Source organism: Streptomyces sp. NPDC088910 (assembly GCF_044749865.1).
GTDB lineage: Bacteria > Actinomycetota > Actinomycetes > Streptomycetales > Streptomycetaceae > Actinacidiphila.
The window spans coordinates 1-16,437 of the sequence record NZ_JBIVIV010000016.1 but is presented as its reverse complement, the minus strand read 5'-3'; the positions used below and the strand labels follow the sequence as shown (position 1 = coordinate 16,437).

Annotated in this window: 14 protein-coding genes, 1 rRNA gene and 1 pseudogene; 5 read left to right on the top strand and 11 right to left on the bottom strand. The window is 73.9% G+C overall.

What is annotated here, in order from left to right; all coding sequences use genetic code 11:
• Positions 1 to 112 precede the first annotated feature (112 nt).
• The 5 genes from recN to ACIP4Z_RS30395 all read right to left on the bottom strand — a co-directional run bounded on the left by recN (position 113) and on the right by ACIP4Z_RS30395 (position 5,430).
• Positions 113 to 1,864 (bottom strand): DNA repair protein RecN, encoded by a 1,752-nt coding sequence (gene recN / locus ACIP4Z_RS30415; RefSeq protein WP_391048619.1) that lies wholly within the window; start codon positions 1,862 to 1,864, stop codon positions 113 to 115.
• Positions 1,865 to 2,240: 376 nt separating this feature from the next.
• Positions 2,241 to 3,206, bottom strand: coding sequence for an NAD kinase (locus ACIP4Z_RS30410; RefSeq protein WP_401313479.1), 966 nt, complete (start codon positions 3,204 to 3,206; stop codon positions 2,241 to 2,243).
• Positions 3,203 to 4,009: a TlyA family rRNA (cytidine-2'-O)-methyltransferase gene (locus ACIP4Z_RS30405; protein ID WP_391048624.1), complete on the bottom strand. Its 807-nt coding sequence runs from the start codon at positions 4,007 to 4,009 to the stop codon at positions 3,203 to 3,205. Before ACIP4Z_RS30405 ends, ACIP4Z_RS30410 begins: the two co-directional genes overlap by 4 nt.
• A gap of 10 nt (positions 4,010 to 4,019) precedes the next feature.
• Positions 4,020 to 4,334, bottom strand: a complete 315-nt coding sequence (locus tag ACIP4Z_RS30400) for a hypothetical protein (RefSeq protein WP_401313477.1) — start codon at positions 4,332 to 4,334, stop codon at positions 4,020 to 4,022.
• The gene (locus ACIP4Z_RS30395) at positions 4,327 to 5,430 is read right to left on the bottom strand and encodes a histone (protein ID WP_401313475.1); all 1,104 of its coding nucleotides are present in this window, start codon (positions 5,428 to 5,430) and stop codon (positions 4,327 to 4,329) included. Before ACIP4Z_RS30395 ends, ACIP4Z_RS30400 begins: the two co-directional genes overlap by 8 nt.
• Positions 5,431 to 5,591: 161 nt before the next feature.
• Here ACIP4Z_RS30395 and ACIP4Z_RS30390 point away from each other — a divergent pair, with 161 nt between their 5' ends.
• Positions 5,592 to 5,939 (top strand): SCP2 sterol-binding domain-containing protein, encoded by a 348-nt coding sequence (locus ACIP4Z_RS30390; protein WP_355333615.1) that lies wholly within the window; start codon positions 5,592 to 5,594, stop codon positions 5,937 to 5,939.
• Positions 5,940 to 6,189: 250 nt separating this feature from the next.
• On the opposite strand, the pseudogene ACIP4Z_RS30385 reads toward ACIP4Z_RS30390, so the two are convergent.
• From ACIP4Z_RS30385 to ACIP4Z_RS30375, 3 genes and pseudogenes are all read right to left on the bottom strand, one after another.
• A pseudogene (locus tag ACIP4Z_RS30385) lies at positions 6,190 to 6,987 on the bottom strand (ABC transporter ATP-binding protein); the annotation flags it as partial.
• A 227-nt stretch (positions 6,988 to 7,214) separates the two neighbouring features.
• Positions 7,215 to 8,249: a FecCD family ABC transporter permease gene (locus tag ACIP4Z_RS30380; protein WP_401313473.1), complete on the bottom strand. Its 1,035-nt coding sequence runs from the start codon at positions 8,247 to 8,249 to the stop codon at positions 7,215 to 7,217.
• Positions 8,246 to 9,211, bottom strand: coding sequence for an iron chelate uptake ABC transporter family permease subunit (locus tag ACIP4Z_RS30375; protein ID WP_355333618.1), 966 nt, complete (start codon positions 9,209 to 9,211; stop codon positions 8,246 to 8,248). Before ACIP4Z_RS30375 ends, ACIP4Z_RS30380 begins: the two co-directional genes overlap by 4 nt.
• Positions 9,212 to 9,408: 197 nt before the next feature.
• Between ACIP4Z_RS30375 and ACIP4Z_RS30370 the strand changes: the two genes are divergently transcribed.
• Both ACIP4Z_RS30370 and ACIP4Z_RS30365 read left to right on the top strand, forming a co-directional pair.
• Positions 9,409 to 10,452: an ABC transporter substrate-binding protein gene (locus ACIP4Z_RS30370; RefSeq protein WP_391048636.1), complete on the top strand. Its 1,044-nt coding sequence runs from the start codon at positions 9,409 to 9,411 to the stop codon at positions 10,450 to 10,452.
• Between the two features lie 4 nt (positions 10,453 to 10,456).
• Positions 10,457 to 11,341 carry a siderophore-interacting protein gene (locus ACIP4Z_RS30365; RefSeq protein ID WP_401313471.1) on the top strand — a complete coding sequence of 295 codons (885 nt, stop codon included), beginning with the start codon at positions 10,457 to 10,459 and terminating at the stop codon, positions 11,339 to 11,341.
• A gap of 224 nt (positions 11,342 to 11,565) precedes the next feature.
• Here ACIP4Z_RS30365 and ACIP4Z_RS30360 read toward each other — a convergent pair whose 3' ends face one another.
• Positions 11,566 to 12,585, bottom strand: a complete 1,020-nt coding sequence (locus tag ACIP4Z_RS30360) for an HAD-IIA family hydrolase (protein WP_391161361.1) — start codon at positions 12,583 to 12,585, stop codon at positions 11,566 to 11,568.
• 75 nt (positions 12,586 to 12,660) lie between these two features.
• On the opposite strand from ACIP4Z_RS30360, the gene ACIP4Z_RS30355 reads away from it, so the two are divergent.
• Positions 12,661 to 13,938: a DUF1015 domain-containing protein gene (locus ACIP4Z_RS30355; RefSeq protein WP_401313469.1), complete on the top strand. Its 1,278-nt coding sequence runs from the start codon at positions 12,661 to 12,663 to the stop codon at positions 13,936 to 13,938.
• A 152-nt stretch (positions 13,939 to 14,090) separates the two neighbouring features.
• On the opposite strand, the gene ACIP4Z_RS30350 is transcribed toward ACIP4Z_RS30355, so the two are convergent.
• Positions 14,091 to 15,113: a hypothetical protein gene (locus ACIP4Z_RS30350; RefSeq protein ID WP_401313467.1), complete on the bottom strand. Its 1,023-nt coding sequence runs from the start codon at positions 15,111 to 15,113 to the stop codon at positions 14,091 to 14,093.
• Between the two features lie 15 nt (positions 15,114 to 15,128).
• Between ACIP4Z_RS30350 and ACIP4Z_RS30345 the strand changes: the two genes are divergently transcribed.
• Complete coding sequence (locus tag ACIP4Z_RS30345) at positions 15,129 to 16,253, top strand: hypothetical protein (protein ID WP_401313465.1); 1,125 nt, start codon at positions 15,129 to 15,131, stop codon at positions 16,251 to 16,253.
• Between the two features lie 101 nt (positions 16,254 to 16,354).
• On the opposite strand, the gene rrf is transcribed toward ACIP4Z_RS30345, so the two are convergent.
• Positions 16,355 to 16,437: ribosomal RNA gene (rrf, locus tag ACIP4Z_RS30340) — 5S ribosomal RNA — on the bottom strand; the annotation flags it as partial.

The following is a 16,437-nucleotide window of genomic DNA, read 5'->3' as shown; positions in this document are numbered from 1 at the left end:
TCCCGGCAGCCCCGGCCTGCGCCGGACCGCCGCGAGACCTTGGGCACGTTAGACCGGGGCGGTCAGGGGCTCGGCGACGCGGCTGGCGGCAGCGGGCCGGGGTGTCGGGGGGTCAGCGGGCCGCCTTGGCCGCGGCGAGGAGTTCCTCGGCGTGGGCGCGGCCCAGTTCGGAGTCCTCGAGACCGGCGAGCATGCGGGAGAGCTCCTTCACCCGGGCCTCGCCCTCCAGGATGGTGACGCCGCTGCGGGTGACGGACCCGTCGTTGGTCTTCTCGACCAGGAGCTGCCGGTCGGCGAAGGCCGCGACCTGCGGGAGGTGGGTGACGACCACGACCTGCGCGGTACGGGCCAGGCGCGCCAGGCGGCGGCCGACCTCGACGGCCGCCTTGCCGCCGACTCCGGCGTCCACCTCGTCGAAGAGGTACGTCGGCACCGGGTCGGACCCGGCGAAGACCACCTCGACGGCGAGCATGACGCGCGACAGCTCACCGCCCGAGGCGCCCTTGGCGATCGGCCGGGCCGGGGAGCCGGGGTGCGGGGCCAGTTGCAGCTCCACCTCGTCGGCGCCGGTCGGGCCGAAGGCCACGGCCCGGCCGCCCACCTCGATCCCGGCGTCCGGCTCGGCCGTCTCGGTCTGCCGGATCGCGACGCCGACACGGGCGTGCGGCATCGCCAGCTCGGCGAGTTCCGCGGTGACGGCGGCGGCGAAACGGTCCGCCGCCTCGCCCCGCGCGTCGGTCAGGTCCTGGGCGAGCGCGCCCAGCTCCGCGCGGAGCGCGTCCCGCTCCGCGGTGAGTCCTTCGATCCGCTCGTCGTCGCCCTCGAGTTCGCCGAGCCGCGCGGCGCTCTCCTCGGCCCAGGCCAGCACGCCGTCGATGTCGACGCCGTACTTGCGCGTCAGATGCGCCAGTACGGACCTGCGCTCCTCGACGGCCGCGAGCCGCAGCGGGTCGGCGTCCAGATTGTCGGCGTATCCCGCCAGCTCGCCCGAGACGTCACCGAGCAGGATGCCGATCTCGCCGAGCCGGGCCGCCAGGCCCGCCAGCTCCGGGTCGTGCGCGCTGACCGCGTCCACCGCGCGCTGCGCCCCCGCGACGAGGGTGCCCGCATCCACGCCCTCCGGGTCCTCCGGGTTCCCCGCGAGCGCCGCGTGCGCGATGGCCGCCGCGCTCGCCAGCGCCTCGGCGTGGCCGAGGCGGGCCGCCTCGGCGGCCAGTTCGGTGTCCTCGCCCGCGACCGGCTCGGCCGCCGCCACTTCCTCGATGCCGAACCGCAGCAGGTCCGCTTCCTGCGCGCGCTCCCTGGCCCGCGTCGTCAGCTCGTCCAGCTCCGCCGCGACCTCACGCAGCCTGCGGTAGGCCGACCCGTACTTCGCCAGCGGCGCCGCGACGGCGTCGCCCGCGTACCGGTCCAGGGCCTCGCGCTGCCGCGCCGGGCGCAGCAGGCCCTGCTGGTCGGTCTGGCCGTGCACGGCCACCAGGTCGTCCGCCAGCTCGCCGAGCAGCCCGACCGGGACGGTACGGCCGCCCACGAACGCCCGTGAGCGGCCTTCCGCCGAGACGGTACGGCTGATCAGCAGCGCGCCGTCGTCCAGCTCCGCGCCCGCTTCCTCCGCCCGTACGGAGGCCCGGTTGCCGGGGGCCATCGTTATCCGGCCCTCGACGGACGCCGCCTTCGCGCCGATGCGTACCAGCGCAGGATCGGCCCGGCCGCCCAGGAGCAGGCCGAGGCTGGTCACGACCATGGTCTTGCCCGCACCGGTCTCGCCGGTCACCGCGGTGAAGCCGGGTGAGAGTTCCACCACGGCGTCCTCGATGACCCCGAGCGACCGGATTCGCATTTCCTCCAACACGGGTACGACCATACGAGGTTTGCGCCCCGCCGCGCGACGGTCCCCTGCGGGGGGCGGTGCGCATCTCCGGGGCTCGGCCCCGAACGGGTCCCCCCTGCGGAGTGGGCAAGCGTCTTCCGGAGCGCGGCCCCGGGCCTTTCTTCGCCGGGGCGGCACACCGGTCTTTTCAGGGGCGGCTGGGGCTGCGCGGCCCGCCGAAGCGCTCCCGCGGGGCACCACCGGCCCCAGCGGGGCAGATCGGCTGTTCTCGGGCCGACGGCCCGGCGGGGGCTGGTCGCGCGGTTCCCCGCGCCCCTAAGAACCCGGCCCTGCGCAAGGGCAGCGCCCTGTCCTCACGCCCGCGACGGGCGCCCGCCTGCGCGTAGCGAACGGTTCGCCGTCGGGCGGGTCATTGGGGGGCGCCGCGCCATCCGGCGACGGGGAGGGCGAATTTGGCGACGAGACGGTCCGTGAAGGAGGCGTGGTGGAGCCGGGCCAGCCGCACGGGCACGGCGCCCCGGCGGACTTCGACGCGGGCACCGGCGAGAAGCTCGACGGTACGGCGGCCGTCGCACCACAGGACGCCGTGCGGCGTCTTGGGCTGGACCTCGACGGCGAGGACGGAGCGGGGCGAGGTCACCAGGGGCTTGGCGAAGAGGGCGTGGGCGCTGATGGGCACCATCAGGAGCGCTTCGACCTCGGGCCAGACGACGGGCCCGCCGGCCGAGAAGGCGTAGGCGGTCGAGCCGGTGGGGGTGGCGCAGACGACGCCGTCGCCGCCGAAGCGGGAGACCGGGCGGCCGTCGACCTCGGTGACGACCTCCAGGAGGCGTTCGCGGGACGCCTTCTCGACCGAGGCCTCGTTGAGCGCCCAGTCGGTGTGCACGATGTGCCCGTCGTTGCGGACCAGCACGTCGAGGGTCATCCGCTCCTCGACCTCGTACTCGCGGGTGACGACGCGGTCGACGACCTTGTCGAGGTCGTCCCGCTCGGCCTCGGCGAGGAAGCCGACCCGGCCGAGGTTCACGCCGAGCAGCGGGACCCCGGAGGCGCGGGCGAACTCGGCGCCGCGCAGCAGTGTGCCGTCACCGCCGAGTACGACGATCAGCTCGCAGCCCTCGACGGACTCGGGCCCCGGCTCCGTGACGTGCTCGACCTCGGCGGGCAACGGCAGGTCCGCGGCCTCCTCGGCGAGCAGCCGTACGCCGATCCCGCACCTCAGCAGCCCCTTGACCACGCGTTCCGCACTGCGGATGGCGGCCGGGCGGCCGGTGTGGGCGAGCAGGAAGACGGTACGGGCGCCGCCCGGTCCGCACTGCGCGTCGCGTCCGGCTTCGGATCCGGTTCCGGATTCGGATTCGGTCTTGGTGGTCAACGGGGCCCCTCCGCCACAGCACGGTCGACATCGGCCGGGTCCAGAGGAGGCGCACCGGCCCGCAGCCACAGAAAATATTCCACATTCCCGGACGGTCCGGGCAGCGGACTGGCCGTGACGCCCAGCACCCCGAGCCCCAGCTCCGCCCCCTGAGCGGCGACCTTGCGTACGCTCTCGGCCCGTAGCTGGGTGCTGCGGACGACGCCACCGCTGCCCAGTCGTTCCCTACCCACCTCGAACTGCGGCTTCACCATCAGGACGAGATCGGCGTCGGGCGCGGCGCACCGTACGAGCGCGGGCAGCACCAGACCGAGCGGAATGAACGACAGGTCGCCGACGATCAGGTCGACGGGGGTGCCGTCGATGTGGTCGAGCGTCAACTCGCGGACGTTGGTACGGTCCTTGACGGTGACGCGGTCGTCGCTCTGCAACGACCAGGCCAGCTGGCCGTAGCCGACGTCGACCGCGACGACCTCGGCGGCGCCCGCCCGCAGCAGCACATCGGTGAAGCCGCCGGTGGACGCGCCCGCGTCGAGCGCCCTGCGGCCCTCGACGGTCAGCCCGCGCGGCTGGAACGCGGCGAGCGCGCCGGCCAGCTTGTGGCCGCCGCGCGACACGTAGTCGGGTTCGTCGGCGTCCCGCGCCACCACCACGGCGGCGCTGGTCTCCACCTGCGTGGCCGCCTTCGTGGCGGTCGCGCCGCCGACGGTCACCCGCCCGGCGGCGATCAACTGGCTTGCGTGCTCCCGCGAGCGCGCGAGACTCCGGCGCACCAGCTCGGCGTCGAGTCGGCGTCGTGCCACCACGTACGGTTCAGCTCCTGTTCTCGTCCAGCGCGGCGAGTGCGTCCCGCAATCCGCGGTGCGCGTCCTCGTACACCTCTATGTGTCCCGCGGTCGGCAGTTCGTCGGCGTCCGACAGCCGGGCAACCGCCGCGTCCACGTCGGCATTCCCCGTCTCCCGCAGCACCACGCCGAGCGGTACGGGACCGGCCGCCTCCGGCAGGGCGTGAACGGCCCCGTCCGCCGGTCCGGCCGCGTCGGCGTCCTGCGCCGGTGCGGCGTCCGGCGCCTCGTCGCCGTCCGGTGCCGGTGCGGCACCGGACGGCCCGAAATCGAGGTCACTCACCGCCGTTACCCGCCTCCGGCCCCGGTGCGGACTTCTTCGCGGGCGTGGCCTTCTTCGCGGCGGGCGCCTTCTTGGACGCGGCCTTCTTCGTCGTGGCCGTCCTGGCCGTCGCCGACTTCTTCACCGCGGCGGTCTTCTTGACGGCGGACGCCTTCTTCGCCGCGGGGGCCTTCTTGGCTGCCGTCTTCTTGGCCACCGTCTTCTCGGGTGTCGCCTTCTTCGCCGTCGCCTTCTTCGCCGGGGCGGTGCCTTCCGGCTGTTCCGGCGTCGCGGGGGCCGCGGGCGCCGGAGGGGCCGCCTGGGCCGGAGTGGGCCTGGCCGGGGTGGTCTTGCGGGTGGCGGACTTCTTCGCGGGCGCGGTCTTCTTGGCCGCGGCCTTCTTGGCGGACGCGGTCTTCGTGGCGGCCGGGCCCGTACCCGCGGTGGCGGTCTTCCGGGTCGGGGCGGCCTTCTTCGCCGCCGGAGAGGCCGGGGAAGCCGGGGAAGCCGGAGCGGCCGGAGAAGGAGTCGTCGCCGACTTCTTGGCCGCCGTCTTCCGCGCCGAAGGCGCCTTCTTCGCCGCCGCCTTGCGGACCGCGGTCGACGCCGTGCCCTTGGGAGCGGTCGCCGCGGCCGGGGCCGCCTTCTTCGCGGGCGCGGCGGCGGGCGCCGCGTCCGGCTCGACCTTGACGTGCTGGACCGGCGGGGCGGCGCCGCGCCGGGAAGGCGCCTCCGAGGGCCGGGCCTGCCCGGCACCGCTGTCGGCCGCGTCCTCGTCGGTGGACTCCAGGTTCCCGATGCGCCGTTCGAGCGTTTCGAGGACGACACCGACCTTCGTCACTTCGTCGGCGAGGCGGCCGACCCGGCTCATCGTCTTGTCGACTTCGTCCCGGATGAGCCCGAGGAGCAGGTCACGGTTGGCCCGGCCCGAGGCCATCAGCTCGTCGGCGAGGGTCTGGACTTCGGCCGGAATGGCGGAGCCGATCCTGCGCTGGACGGCGTCGACGTCTATTCCCGTCTGGTCGAGCAGCTCCCTCGCCGCGTCGATCGTGCGCCGCCGGGTGGCCTCGGTCAGGCCGCCCGCGATCTGTAGACAGGTACGCAGCGCGTCCCGCATCGCTCACACTCCTCGCCTCGCCGTTGACGTATCCGGTCACGACGCTACCGCGTATCGCGACCGCGGCCCGAGCACGGTGCCCCGCGGTGCTGCGGTAGCGTCGTCCGGACGTGCGCGCGGACCGCGCACGATCCGGCACGATCCAGAAGGACACCGCACCGATGGCGACGATCGAGGAGTGCCGCAGCGCGCTCGACCGACTGGCGGCGAACCTCGCCGACGCCGAGGGCGGCGTGCGCTCAGCCGCCGCCATGGACCGCTCCCTGAGCTGCCGGATCACCGATCTGGACGTGACCTTCGTGGGGCGGCTGTCCGGCGGCCGGATCGAGGACGTGACGACCGTGCCGGGCACGCCCGCCGACAAGGCGCAGATCAGGCTGACCATGTCGGGCGACGACCTGGTCGCCCTGGTCGGCGGCGAGTTGAACTTCGCCAAGGCGTGGGGCAGCGGCCGGGTCAAGCTCCAGGCCGGCCTGCGGGACGTCCTGCGTCTGCGGTCTCTGCTGTAAGCGGGCCGGGCGCGGAGTCACCGGATACGGATACGGAACCGGCTGCCGACGCGGAGTCACGCGCGGAACCTGACCCGGAATCCGACACCGAACCCGGCCCCGAGCCTGGCACGGCATCAGACCCGGCCCCCGGCACGGAACCAGGCCCGGAACCGGGCACGGAATCGACGGGGTCGGAGCCCGTACCGGACTTGACGCCGGGAGCCGGTTCCGAGTCCTGGCCCGGCTCGGCGTCGGTGAGGGTCGCGCCGGCCGCCACCGCACCGGCCCGCCGCGCGGCGGGCACCACCAGCGGCGTACCGCTCTCCGGGTCCTCGATGATCCGGCAGCGCACCCCGAAGACCCGCTCCACCAGCTCCGCGGTGATGATCTCGGCGGGCGGCCCCTGCGCCTCGATCCGGCCGTCGCGCATGGCGATCAGGTGAGTGGCGTAGCGCGCGGCCTGGTTGAGGTCGTGCAGAACGGCGACGAGCGTACGGCCGCGCTGTTCGTGGAGTTCCGCGCAGAGGTCGAGCACGTCGAGCTGGTGCTGGATGTCGAGGAAGGTGGTCGGCTCGTCGAGCAGCAGCAGCGGGGTCTGCTGGGCGAGGGCCATGGCGATCCAGACGCGTTGCCGCTGTCCGCCGGACAGTTCGTCGACATAGCGATCGGCCAGGGCGGTGACGCCGGTCGCCGCCATCGATTCGTCGACGATTCGCTCGTCCTCCGGCGACCACTGCCGCAGCAGCCCCTGGTGCGGGTACCGGCCGCGCGACACCAGCCCCGACACGGTGATCCCGTCGGGCGCCACTGAGCTCTGCGGGAGCAGCCCCAGCGTCCTGGCGACCGCCTTCGCGGGCAGCGTGCCAATGGCCTGGCCGTCCAGCAGGACCTGGCCCGCGGCCGGCTTCAGCAGCCGCGACAGCGCGCGCAGCAATGTCGACTTGCCGCAGGCGTTCGGTCCGACGATGACGGTGAAGGACTGGTCGGGTATGGCGACCGACAGCTCCTTCGCGATGACCCGCTGGTCGTACGCGAGAGTGACGGACTCGGCGGCGAGGCGGGTCATGCGGGACGCTCCGTGTTCTGCCGAAGGGGTCTGGCGGGTGGTGTCTGCCGGTGGCCGCGGCTGCTTCCGTCGGCCGCCGCGGCGCGGTCTCAGCCGCGCTGTGAGCGCCGTACGCTCGGGGCCGGCCGCGCCCTGCGTACGCTCCGGGTCCGCCGTGCCCTGCGTACGCTCCGGGTCGACCGCGCTCCGCGCGTTCTCCGTACGCTCCTCGCGTTCCGTACGCGTCCTCATATCCGTCCGGCCCTCCGCTCCGCGATCAGCAGCCACAGCAGATAGCCGCCGCCGAGCACGCCGGTGGCGACACCGACCGGCACCTGGCCTGAGCCGAAGGCGCGTTGGGCGGCCAGGTCGGCGGCGACGAGCAGTGCGGCGCCCAACAGCGCGGACGACAGCAGCGAGACACCCGGCGAACGGGTCAGGCGCCGGGCCAGTTGGGGCGCGGTCAGCGCGATGAAGGCGATGGGGCCCGCCGCCGCGGTGGCGGACGCGGTGAGCAGGACGGCGCCGAGTACGACGATCAGCCGGGTGCGCTCCACGCGGACGCCCAGCGCCGCCGCCGCGTCGTCGCCCATCTCGCTGATCCGCAGCGCGCGTCCCTGGGACAGCAGCAGGGGCATGAGGACGCCGCAGGCGACGAGCAGCGGCCAGACCTGGTTCCAGTCGCGGCCGTCGAGGGAGCCGGTGATCCAGACGATCGCGCGGGCGGCGTCCACGAAGTCGGCCTTGACCAGCAGATAGCTGTTGACGGCCGACAGCACGGCCGAGGCGCCGATGCCGATCAGCACCAGCCGGTAGCCGTGCACCCCGCGCTTCCAGGCCAGCACGTAGACGGCGATGCCGGTGAGCAGTCCGCCCGCGACCGCGCCGATGGAGACCTGGTAGGCGCTGCCCTTGAGCAGCACGATGACGATCAGCGCGCCCGCGGCGGAGCCCTGGCCGAAGCCGATGACGTCGGGGCTGCCGAGCGGGTTGCGGGAGACGGTCTGGAAGGCGGCGCCCGCCATGCCGAGCGCGGCGCCGACGAGCAGCGCCACGATCACCCGCGGCAGCCGCAGGTCGCGGACGATGAACTCCTGGGCGGCGGTGCCGTGTCCGGTCAGGGTGCGGACGACGTCGAGCGGGGCGATGGCGTAGTCGCCCGTGCCGATCAGGACGACGGAGACGGCGAGGGCCGCGAGCAGCAGGACGCAGGAGACGACGGCCGCGCGCCGGTCGAACCGGACGGACAGTCCGCCGCGGGTGCGCAGTACGGGTTCTCTCACAGTTCGGCCATCCTTCGGCGGCGTACGAGGGCGATGAAGACCGGTCCGCCGAGGACCGCGGTGACGATGCCGACCTGGAGTTCGGCCGGGCGGGTGATGAGCCGTCCGACCACGTCAGCGCCGAGCAGCAGCACCGGTGACAGCACGGCCGCGTAGGGCAGGATCCAGCGCATGTCGGGTCCGGTGATGCCGCGTACGACGTGCGGCACCATCAGGCCGATGAAGACGATGGGCCCGCAGGCGGCGGTGGCCGCGCCGCACAACAGCGTGATGGAGATCATCACCAGCACGCGGGTGCGGGTCAGTTTGGCCCCGAGGCCGCGGGCGGTGTCGTCGCCGAGCGCGACGGCGTTGAGCGGCCGGCCGCTGATGAACGCGAGTACGGCGCCGGCCAGGAGGAACGGGGTCACGTAGCGGACGGTCGCCATGTCGGCGGCGGCGAGCGAGCCGACCTGCCAGAAGCGCATCCGGTCCAGGGCCGCGTTGTCGCTGAGTTCGACGGCGGTGGTCCAGCCCTGGAGCACGGCGGTGACGGCGGTGCCCGCGAGGGCGAGGCGGACCGGGGTCGCGGACCGGCTGCCGCCGATGACGTAGACCAGCGCCGAGACCACGGCCGCGCCGCCGAGGGCGAACCACACGTAACCGCTCATGCTGGTCACGCCGAAGAAGCTGATCGCGGAGACGACGGCCGCCGCGGCGCCCGCGTTGACGCCGAGCAGTCCGGGGTCGGCGAGCGGGTTGCGGGTGAGGGCCTGCATGGCCGCGCCCGCGACGCCGAGCGCGGCGCCGACGAGGAGTCCGAGGACCGTACGCGGCAGCCGCAGTTTGCGGATCACCACGTCGTTGTCGGTGCCCGCGTAGTGGAACAGCCCGTGCCAGACCTGGTCGACGGGTATGTCCTTGGCGCCGATGGCGATGCTCGCGAGGGCCACGACGACCAGCAGGCCGACGGCGGCGAGCAGTCCGGCGGCGCGTTTCGCGTTCGCCCGCGCGACGCTGCCGCGGCGTTCGACGGCCGGTGGGCCGGCGACCTGCTGTCCGGTGACCGGAGCGGGTGGGGAGTGACGATCGACCAACACGGTGATTAGGTTAGCCTAACCTGGCCACCTCAACTCCGAGCAGAGCGGCTGTCTTGATGAATCCCCCTCGTTTCTCACCCATGTCCGGAATGTCGCGGCGCGGCGTGCTCGCCGTGGGCGGCTCCGTCGGTATCGGCGCCCTGCTCGCGGCTTGCGGCGGCTCCTCCGACAAGGACTCCAAGGACTCGGGCGCCGACTCCGGCGGCACGGCGGACTCCGGCGCCAAGACCCCCGCGGGCCCCTGGTCCTTCACCGACGACCGCAAGACCACGGTGAAGCTCGACAAGACCCCCGCCAAGCTGGTCGCCTACGTCGGCGCCGCCGCCGCGCTGCACGACTACGGCGTCGAGTGCGTCGGCGTCTTCGGCCCGACCACGGTCAAGGGCGGCGGCGCCGACGCCCAGGCGGGCGACCTCGACGTCAGCAAGCTCACCGTGGTCGGCAACACCTGGGGCGAGTTCAACATCGAGAAGTACGCGGCTCTCTCCCCCCAACTGCTGATCAGCCACATGTACGAGGCGCCGACCCTCTGGTACGTGCCGGACGAGAGCGCCAAGAAGATCCTCGGCATCGCGCCCAGCGTCGGCATCAGCCTCAAGGGCGTCCCGATCACCACCCCGCTCCAGCGGTACGCCGAACTCGCCGCGTCCCTGGGCGCGGACATGAACTCGACCACCAACGCCGCCGCCAAGGCCCGCTTCGAGAAGGCGTCCGCCGATCTGCGCGCCGCCGCCAAGGCGTCCGGCGGCATCAAGGTGATGGCCGCCTCCGGCAGCGCCGACTCCTTCTACGTCTCCACCCCGCCCTCCGCGTCCGACCTCAGCTACTACAAGAGCCTCGGCGTCGACTTCATCGTCCCCGACAAGGTCGAAGGCGGCTTCTTCGAGACGCTGAGCTGGGAGAACGCCGACAAGTACAAGCCCGACATCATCATGCTCGACAACCGCACCGCGACCCTCCAGCCCAAGGACCTGGCGGCCAAGCCCACCTGGGCGCAACTGGCCGCCGTCAAGGCCGGACAGGTCATCGGCTGGCCGAGCGAGCCGATCTTCTCGTACGACAAGTGCGCCGCCCAGATCGAGGCGCTGACCAAGGCCATCGCCGGTGCGAAGAAGGTGAGCTGACGCCGTGTCCACCGCGCCCTACCTCTTCTTCCACCCCCGCGTCCTGCGCACCGAGCGGCTGTCGCCCACTCTGGTACGGATCGTGCTCGGCGGCGACGACCTGGCCGGCGTCGTGAGCGGCGGCCGGGACCAGCGCTTCAAGCTCTTCCTGCCGCAGCGGGGCCAGACCCGCCCGGTGCTGCCGGAACCGCTCGGCGCCGACTGGTACGCCGACTGGCGCGCCCTCGACCCCGACGTCCGCGGCATCATGCGGACGTACACGATCCGCGCGGTCCGCCGCGACCCGCTGGAATTCGACATCGACTTCGCCCTGCACGGCGACCTCGGCCCCGCCTCCCGCTGGGCCCAACAGGCCAAGCCCGGCGACCCGGTGAGCATCCTCGCCCCGGCAGGCGAGGACAACGGCGGCGTCGACTTCCAGCCGCCCGCCGGTACCGACTGGGTGCTGCTGACCGCCGACGAGACCGCGCTGCCCGCCGTGGCGAGCATCCTGGAGTGGCTGCCCGCGGGCATGCCCGTCAAGGTCTGGATCGAGGTCGCCCACCCCGACGACCGCATCCCGCTGACCACCGACGCCGACGCCGACATCACCTGGCTGGTACGGGAGCACCCCGGCGCCGACCGCACCGCCGCGCTGCTGGCCGCCGTCCGCGACGCCGGGGACCTGCCCTCCGGCACCCCCTACGCCTGGATCGCGGGCGAGGCCGCCTCGGCACGCGCGCTCCGCCGCCACCTGGTCAACGACCGCGGCATCGACCGCAAGGCGATCAAATTCACCGGCTACTGGCGGCACGGCGTCACCGAGGACGACCTGCTGGCGGCGGCCGTCGCGCAAGCCGAAGCCGAGGCGGGCGCGAAGAGCGAGGCCACGGCGGACGCGCCCGCCTGACCCGGCCGCGCGCCACGGGGCGCGCACGGCATGGCGCGCACCGCGTCAGGCGGGCGGGTGCGGCGCGGTCAGACGCGCCCGCGCGGGTCAGCCGGGCTCAAGTGCCGGTCCGGGCCCGCATCATGGAGCCCGCCTCAGAGCCCCGGCCGGGCTCAGAGCGCCGGCCCGCCTCCGAGCACCGGCCCGCCGCAAAATCCCAGCCGGGCTCAAAGGCCCAGCCACGCTCAAAGGCCCAGCCGCGCCAGTGCCTTGTCCGCGTCCAGGCCGCATGTGCCGTCGCCCGCCGACGTCCAGGCCGCGGCGCACAGCGCGCGCAGTCCGTCGAGCGCGTCGCCGTCACCGTCGAGCACGAGCGCGTCCGAGGCGGCGGAGGCGGTCCAACCCCCGCAGCGGAAGCCGCCGTCGGCCGCCGTGACCTCCGGCTGCGCGGCCAGCAGCCCGCGCAGGTCGGCGGCGACATACGTGGGACGGTGGCGCGGCTCGGCGGCGAGCAGGTGGGCCGCGTCCGTCACCCCGGTCAGCACGAGCAGCGAATCCACCTCGCCTGCGTACGCGCCCTCGATGTCCGTGTCGAGCCGGTCCCCCACCACCAGGGGCCGCTTCGCCCCCGTCCTGATCACCGTCTCGCGGTGCATCGGCGGCAGCGGCTTCCCCGCGACCTGCGGCTCACCGCCGGTCGCGATCCGTACGACCTCCACCGCCGCGCCGTTCCCCGGCGCGATCCCGCGCGCGCTCGGAATCGTCAGATCCGTGTTGGACGCGAACCACGGCACGCCCCGGTTCACCGCGTACGCCATCTCCCCGAGCTGCGACCACCGCAGGTCGGGCCCGTATCCCTGCACGGCCGCCACCGGCTCGTCGTCCGCCGACTCCACCGGCCGCAGCCCGCGCTCGCGCAGCGCCGCGAACAGCCCCTCGCCGCCCACCGCGAGCACCTTCGCCCCCTCCGGCACCTGATCGGCGATCAGCCGCGCCACCGCCTGCGCCGAGGTGATCACCTCGTCGGCCTCCGCGGGCACCCCGAGGTCCGTGAGGTGCTCCGCGACGGCCTGCGGCGTACGCGAGGCGTTGTTCGTCACGTACGCCAGGCGCATCCCGTGCCCGCTCGCCGCGGCCAGCGACTCGACCGCGTGCGCGATGGCGTCACCGCCCGCGTACACGACCCCGTCGAGGTCGAGGAGCGCCGTGTCGTACGCCGTGTCCAGCGGTCCTTCGGTGCCGTTCGGACTGGTCCGGTGGGTCATGACGGGCTCGCTCCTCGGGGTGTCGTCGATGACCCCGATCATCCCTCATGGCCGCCCCGGACATAGCATGCGCTGATGACCAACTCCGGACTCAACGGCGAGCACGGCCTGCGTCTGAAGCCCTTCCGCGGGCTCCGCTACGTACGACAGCGCGTCGGCAGCCTGGCCGCGGTGACCTCACCGCCGTACGACGTCGTCGTACGCCCCGACGGCCAGCGGCGGTTGGAGACAGCCGACCCGCACAACGTCGTCCGGCTCATCCTCCCCGAGGCCGAGACACCGGCCGCCCGGCACGGCAAGGCCGCCAGGACCCTCACCGCCTGGCTCGACGAGGGCGTCCTCGCCGCCGACCCGCTGCCCGCCCTCTACGTCTACGAACAGCGCGACGGCGACCACCTCCAGCGCGGGGTGATCGGCGCACTGCGGCTCACACCGCCGGAGGACGGCATCGTCCTGCCGCACGAGGACGTCATGCCCGGCCCGGTCGCCGACCGCGCGGCCCTGATGCGCGCGACCGGCGCCAATCTGGAGCCGCTGCTGCTGTCATACCGCCAGGGCGACGCGACGGCCGCCGTCATCGACCGCACCGCCGCCGACGCCGAGCCGCTGCTGGCCACGGTCACCGAGGACGGGGTACGGCACCGGCTGTGGGCGCTCACCGACCCCGTCGACCACGCGGCCGTCGAGGCCGATCTCGCGTCCCACCAGGCCCTGATCGCCGACGGCCACCACCGCTGGGCGACCTACCGGCTGCTCCAGTCGGCCCACCGCCCCGGCACCCCCTGGGACTACGGCCTCGTCCTGCTGGTCGACACCGCCCGCTACCCGCTGCGGGTACGTGCCATCCACCGCGTCCTGCCGCGGCTGCCGCCGGCCGACGCGCTGGAGGCCGCCCGCACCACCTTCCGCGTACGGCCGCTGCCCGGTCCTTCGCTGGACGGCGCGCTCGACGCGCTGGCGCAGGCCGCGGACGACGGCAACGCCTTCCTGGTCGCGGGCGACGGCGGTTTCCACCTGCTGGACCGCCCCGACCCGGCGGCCATCGAGCGCGGCGTACCGGCCGACCGCCCCGCGCAATGGCGCCGCCTGGACGCCGCCGTCCTGCACAGCCTGCTGCTCGACGATGTCTGGAAGGTCCCCGACTCCCCCGAGGACATCCGCTACATCCACGACACGGCCGCCGCCGTCGGCCTCGCGGAACGGCTGCACGGCACGGCCGTCCTCATGCACCCGGTGCACGAGGACGTCGTCCGCGACCTCGCCCGCCAGGGCGTGACCATGCCTCGCAAGTCCACGTCCTTCGGCCCGAAACCGGCGAGCGGACTGGTGATGCGCAGCGTCGGACTCGGCTGATCCGGCGCCTCGTCAGGGTCGTGGCGGAGGCGCGGCGGAGGCGGGGCGGAGGCGAGGCGGAGTCGAGGCGCGGCCGGGTCATAGCCGGGCATACGAAAGGGCGGCACCCGCGGTGTGCGGGTGCCGCCCTTCACGTGGGACGCGTGCGGGTGTCAGTCCTCGTCGTCGCTCTTCGGCTCGCCGTGGGCGGCGGGCTCGCGGAACGGCGAGTCGAGGAAGGAGGACGGGGCGGTGCCGTCGGCCGCCTCGGCCTTCTGCTCGGCCTTCTCGGCATCGTCGGAGCCCTCTGCGTCGTGGGCGCTTTCGTCGGCGACCTCGTCGTCCGAGTCGTCCTCGTCCGGCGCGGACTCGTCGGTACCGCCGACGGGCTCCTCGGAGGTCTCGGAGGTCTCGACGTCGTCCTCGTCGGAGACGTCGTCGTCCGAAACGTCGTCGTCCGAAACGTCGTCGTCCGTGTCGTCGGCGTCGTCCTCGTCGTCCGCCGCCTCGTCCGCCGTGTCCGGCCGCTGGGGCTCGGACTCGGACTCGGCCGCGTCGTCCTCGTCGATGGCGTCGACGAATTCCACGCCGTCGAGCTGGGCGAGGCGGTCGGAGGCGTCGGTGGTGCCGTTGTGGTCGGCTTCGAGCGCCTTCGCGAACCAGTCGCGGCCCTCGCGCTCACGGCCGACGCGCAGCAGCGCGTCCGCGTAGGCGTACCGCAGGCGGGCGGTCCACGGGTGCACGGCGTTGGACGCCAGCTCGGAGCTCTGGAGGGTGACCACCGCGGCCTCGTCCTGGCCCATGTCCTGCCGGGCCCCGGCCGCGACCAGGCGCATCTCGACCTGGCCGGCCTTGTCCAGCTTGTGCACCTCGGGGGCGCCCGCCATCTCCAGCGCGCGCTCCGGACGGCCGAGACCGCGCTCGCAGTCCGCCATCACCGGCCACAGGTCGACGGTGCCGGTCATCCGCCGGGTCGCCCGGAATTCGGCCAGCGCCTCGGCGTACCGCTCACTGGCGTACGACGCGAAGCCCGCCGCTTCCCTGACGGCCGCGACGCGGGACGCAAGACGCAGCGCGACGCGCGAGTACGCGTACGCCTGCTCGGGCTCCTCGTCCAGCAGCCGGGCCACCATGACGAGGTTGCGCGCCACGTCCTCCGCGAGCGTCTTCGGCAGGCTCATCAGCTCCTGGCGCACGCTCGGGTCGATCTCGTGGCCGGTGACCTCGTCAGGGATCGGCAGCCTGCGGACGGGCTCCCGCTCCTCACGGCGGTCGTCCCTGCCCCGGTTCTCGAACCGGCCGCGGCCCTCGACCACGGGGCGACGCCCCTGGCCGCCACGGTCCCGGTCGTCGTCCCGGCGCGGGCCACGCGGACGGTCGTCACGGCGGTCGTCGCGACGGTCATCGCGGGGCCGGTCGAAACGGGGACGGTCGTCGTCGCGGCGCGGACCGCGCGGGCGGTCGTCACGCGGGCCGTCGAAACGGGGACGGTCGTCACGGGGCCTGTCGTCCCTGCGGAACCCGCCACCGCCGCCACCGGGGCGGTCATCACGCGGGCGGTCGTAGCGCGGCCGGTCCTCACGGGGACGGAAGCCGCCGCCGGACCGGTCGTCGCGCCGATCGTCACGCGGCCTGTCGAAGCGGGGACGGTCGTCACGGGGCCTGTCGTCACGGGGACGGTCCTCGCGCGGGCGGTCAAAACGAGGCCGGTCGTCACGCGGACGGAAGCCACCGCCGCCACCGCCGGAGCGGTCGTCGCGGGGGCGGTCCTGGCGCGGGCGGTCGTCCCTGGGACGGTCGTCGCGGGGGCGGTAGCCGCCGCGGTCGTCCTCACGGCGCGGGCCACGGGGACGGTCGTCGCGCCGGTCGTCACGCGGACGGTCGTCACGACGGAAACCGCCACCACCGCCGGGACGGTCCTCACGCGGACGGTCAAAACGAGGCCGGTCGTCACGCGGGCGGAAGCCACCGCCGCCACCGCCGGAGCGGTCGTCGCGGGGGCGGTCCTGGCGCGGACGGTCGTCGCGGGGGCGGTCGTCGCGGGGGCGGTAGCCGCCGCCGGCCGGAGGACGGCCACCACTGTCGCGGCGGTCGTCGCGCGGGCGGTAGCCGCCACGGTCGTCTTCGCGACGCGGGCCCCGCGGACGGTCGTCACGTCGATCGTCGCGACGGAAGCCGCCGGTGGGACGGTCACCGTCCCGCCGCGGACCGCTGCTGCGGTAACCCCCGCGGTCGCCGCCGCCGTTCGGGCGCGAGTCCCGGCGTTCGGGACGCTCGGGCCGGTCTTCAGGCGAGTTGGGCATCGACGTGACTCCTGTCGGATCGTACTGCTGTAGTGCGAGTCTCTCGCCATGACGGAGAGGACGCGCACCGAAGAACAACGAAAAAAGACCCCCGGTCCCAGCGCTTAGGCCAGGACCGAGGGTCCATAAAGATTGTTCGGCGGTGTCCTACTCTCCCACAGGGTCCCCCCTGCAGTACCATCGGCGCTGAAAGGCTTAGCTTCCGGGTTCGGAATGT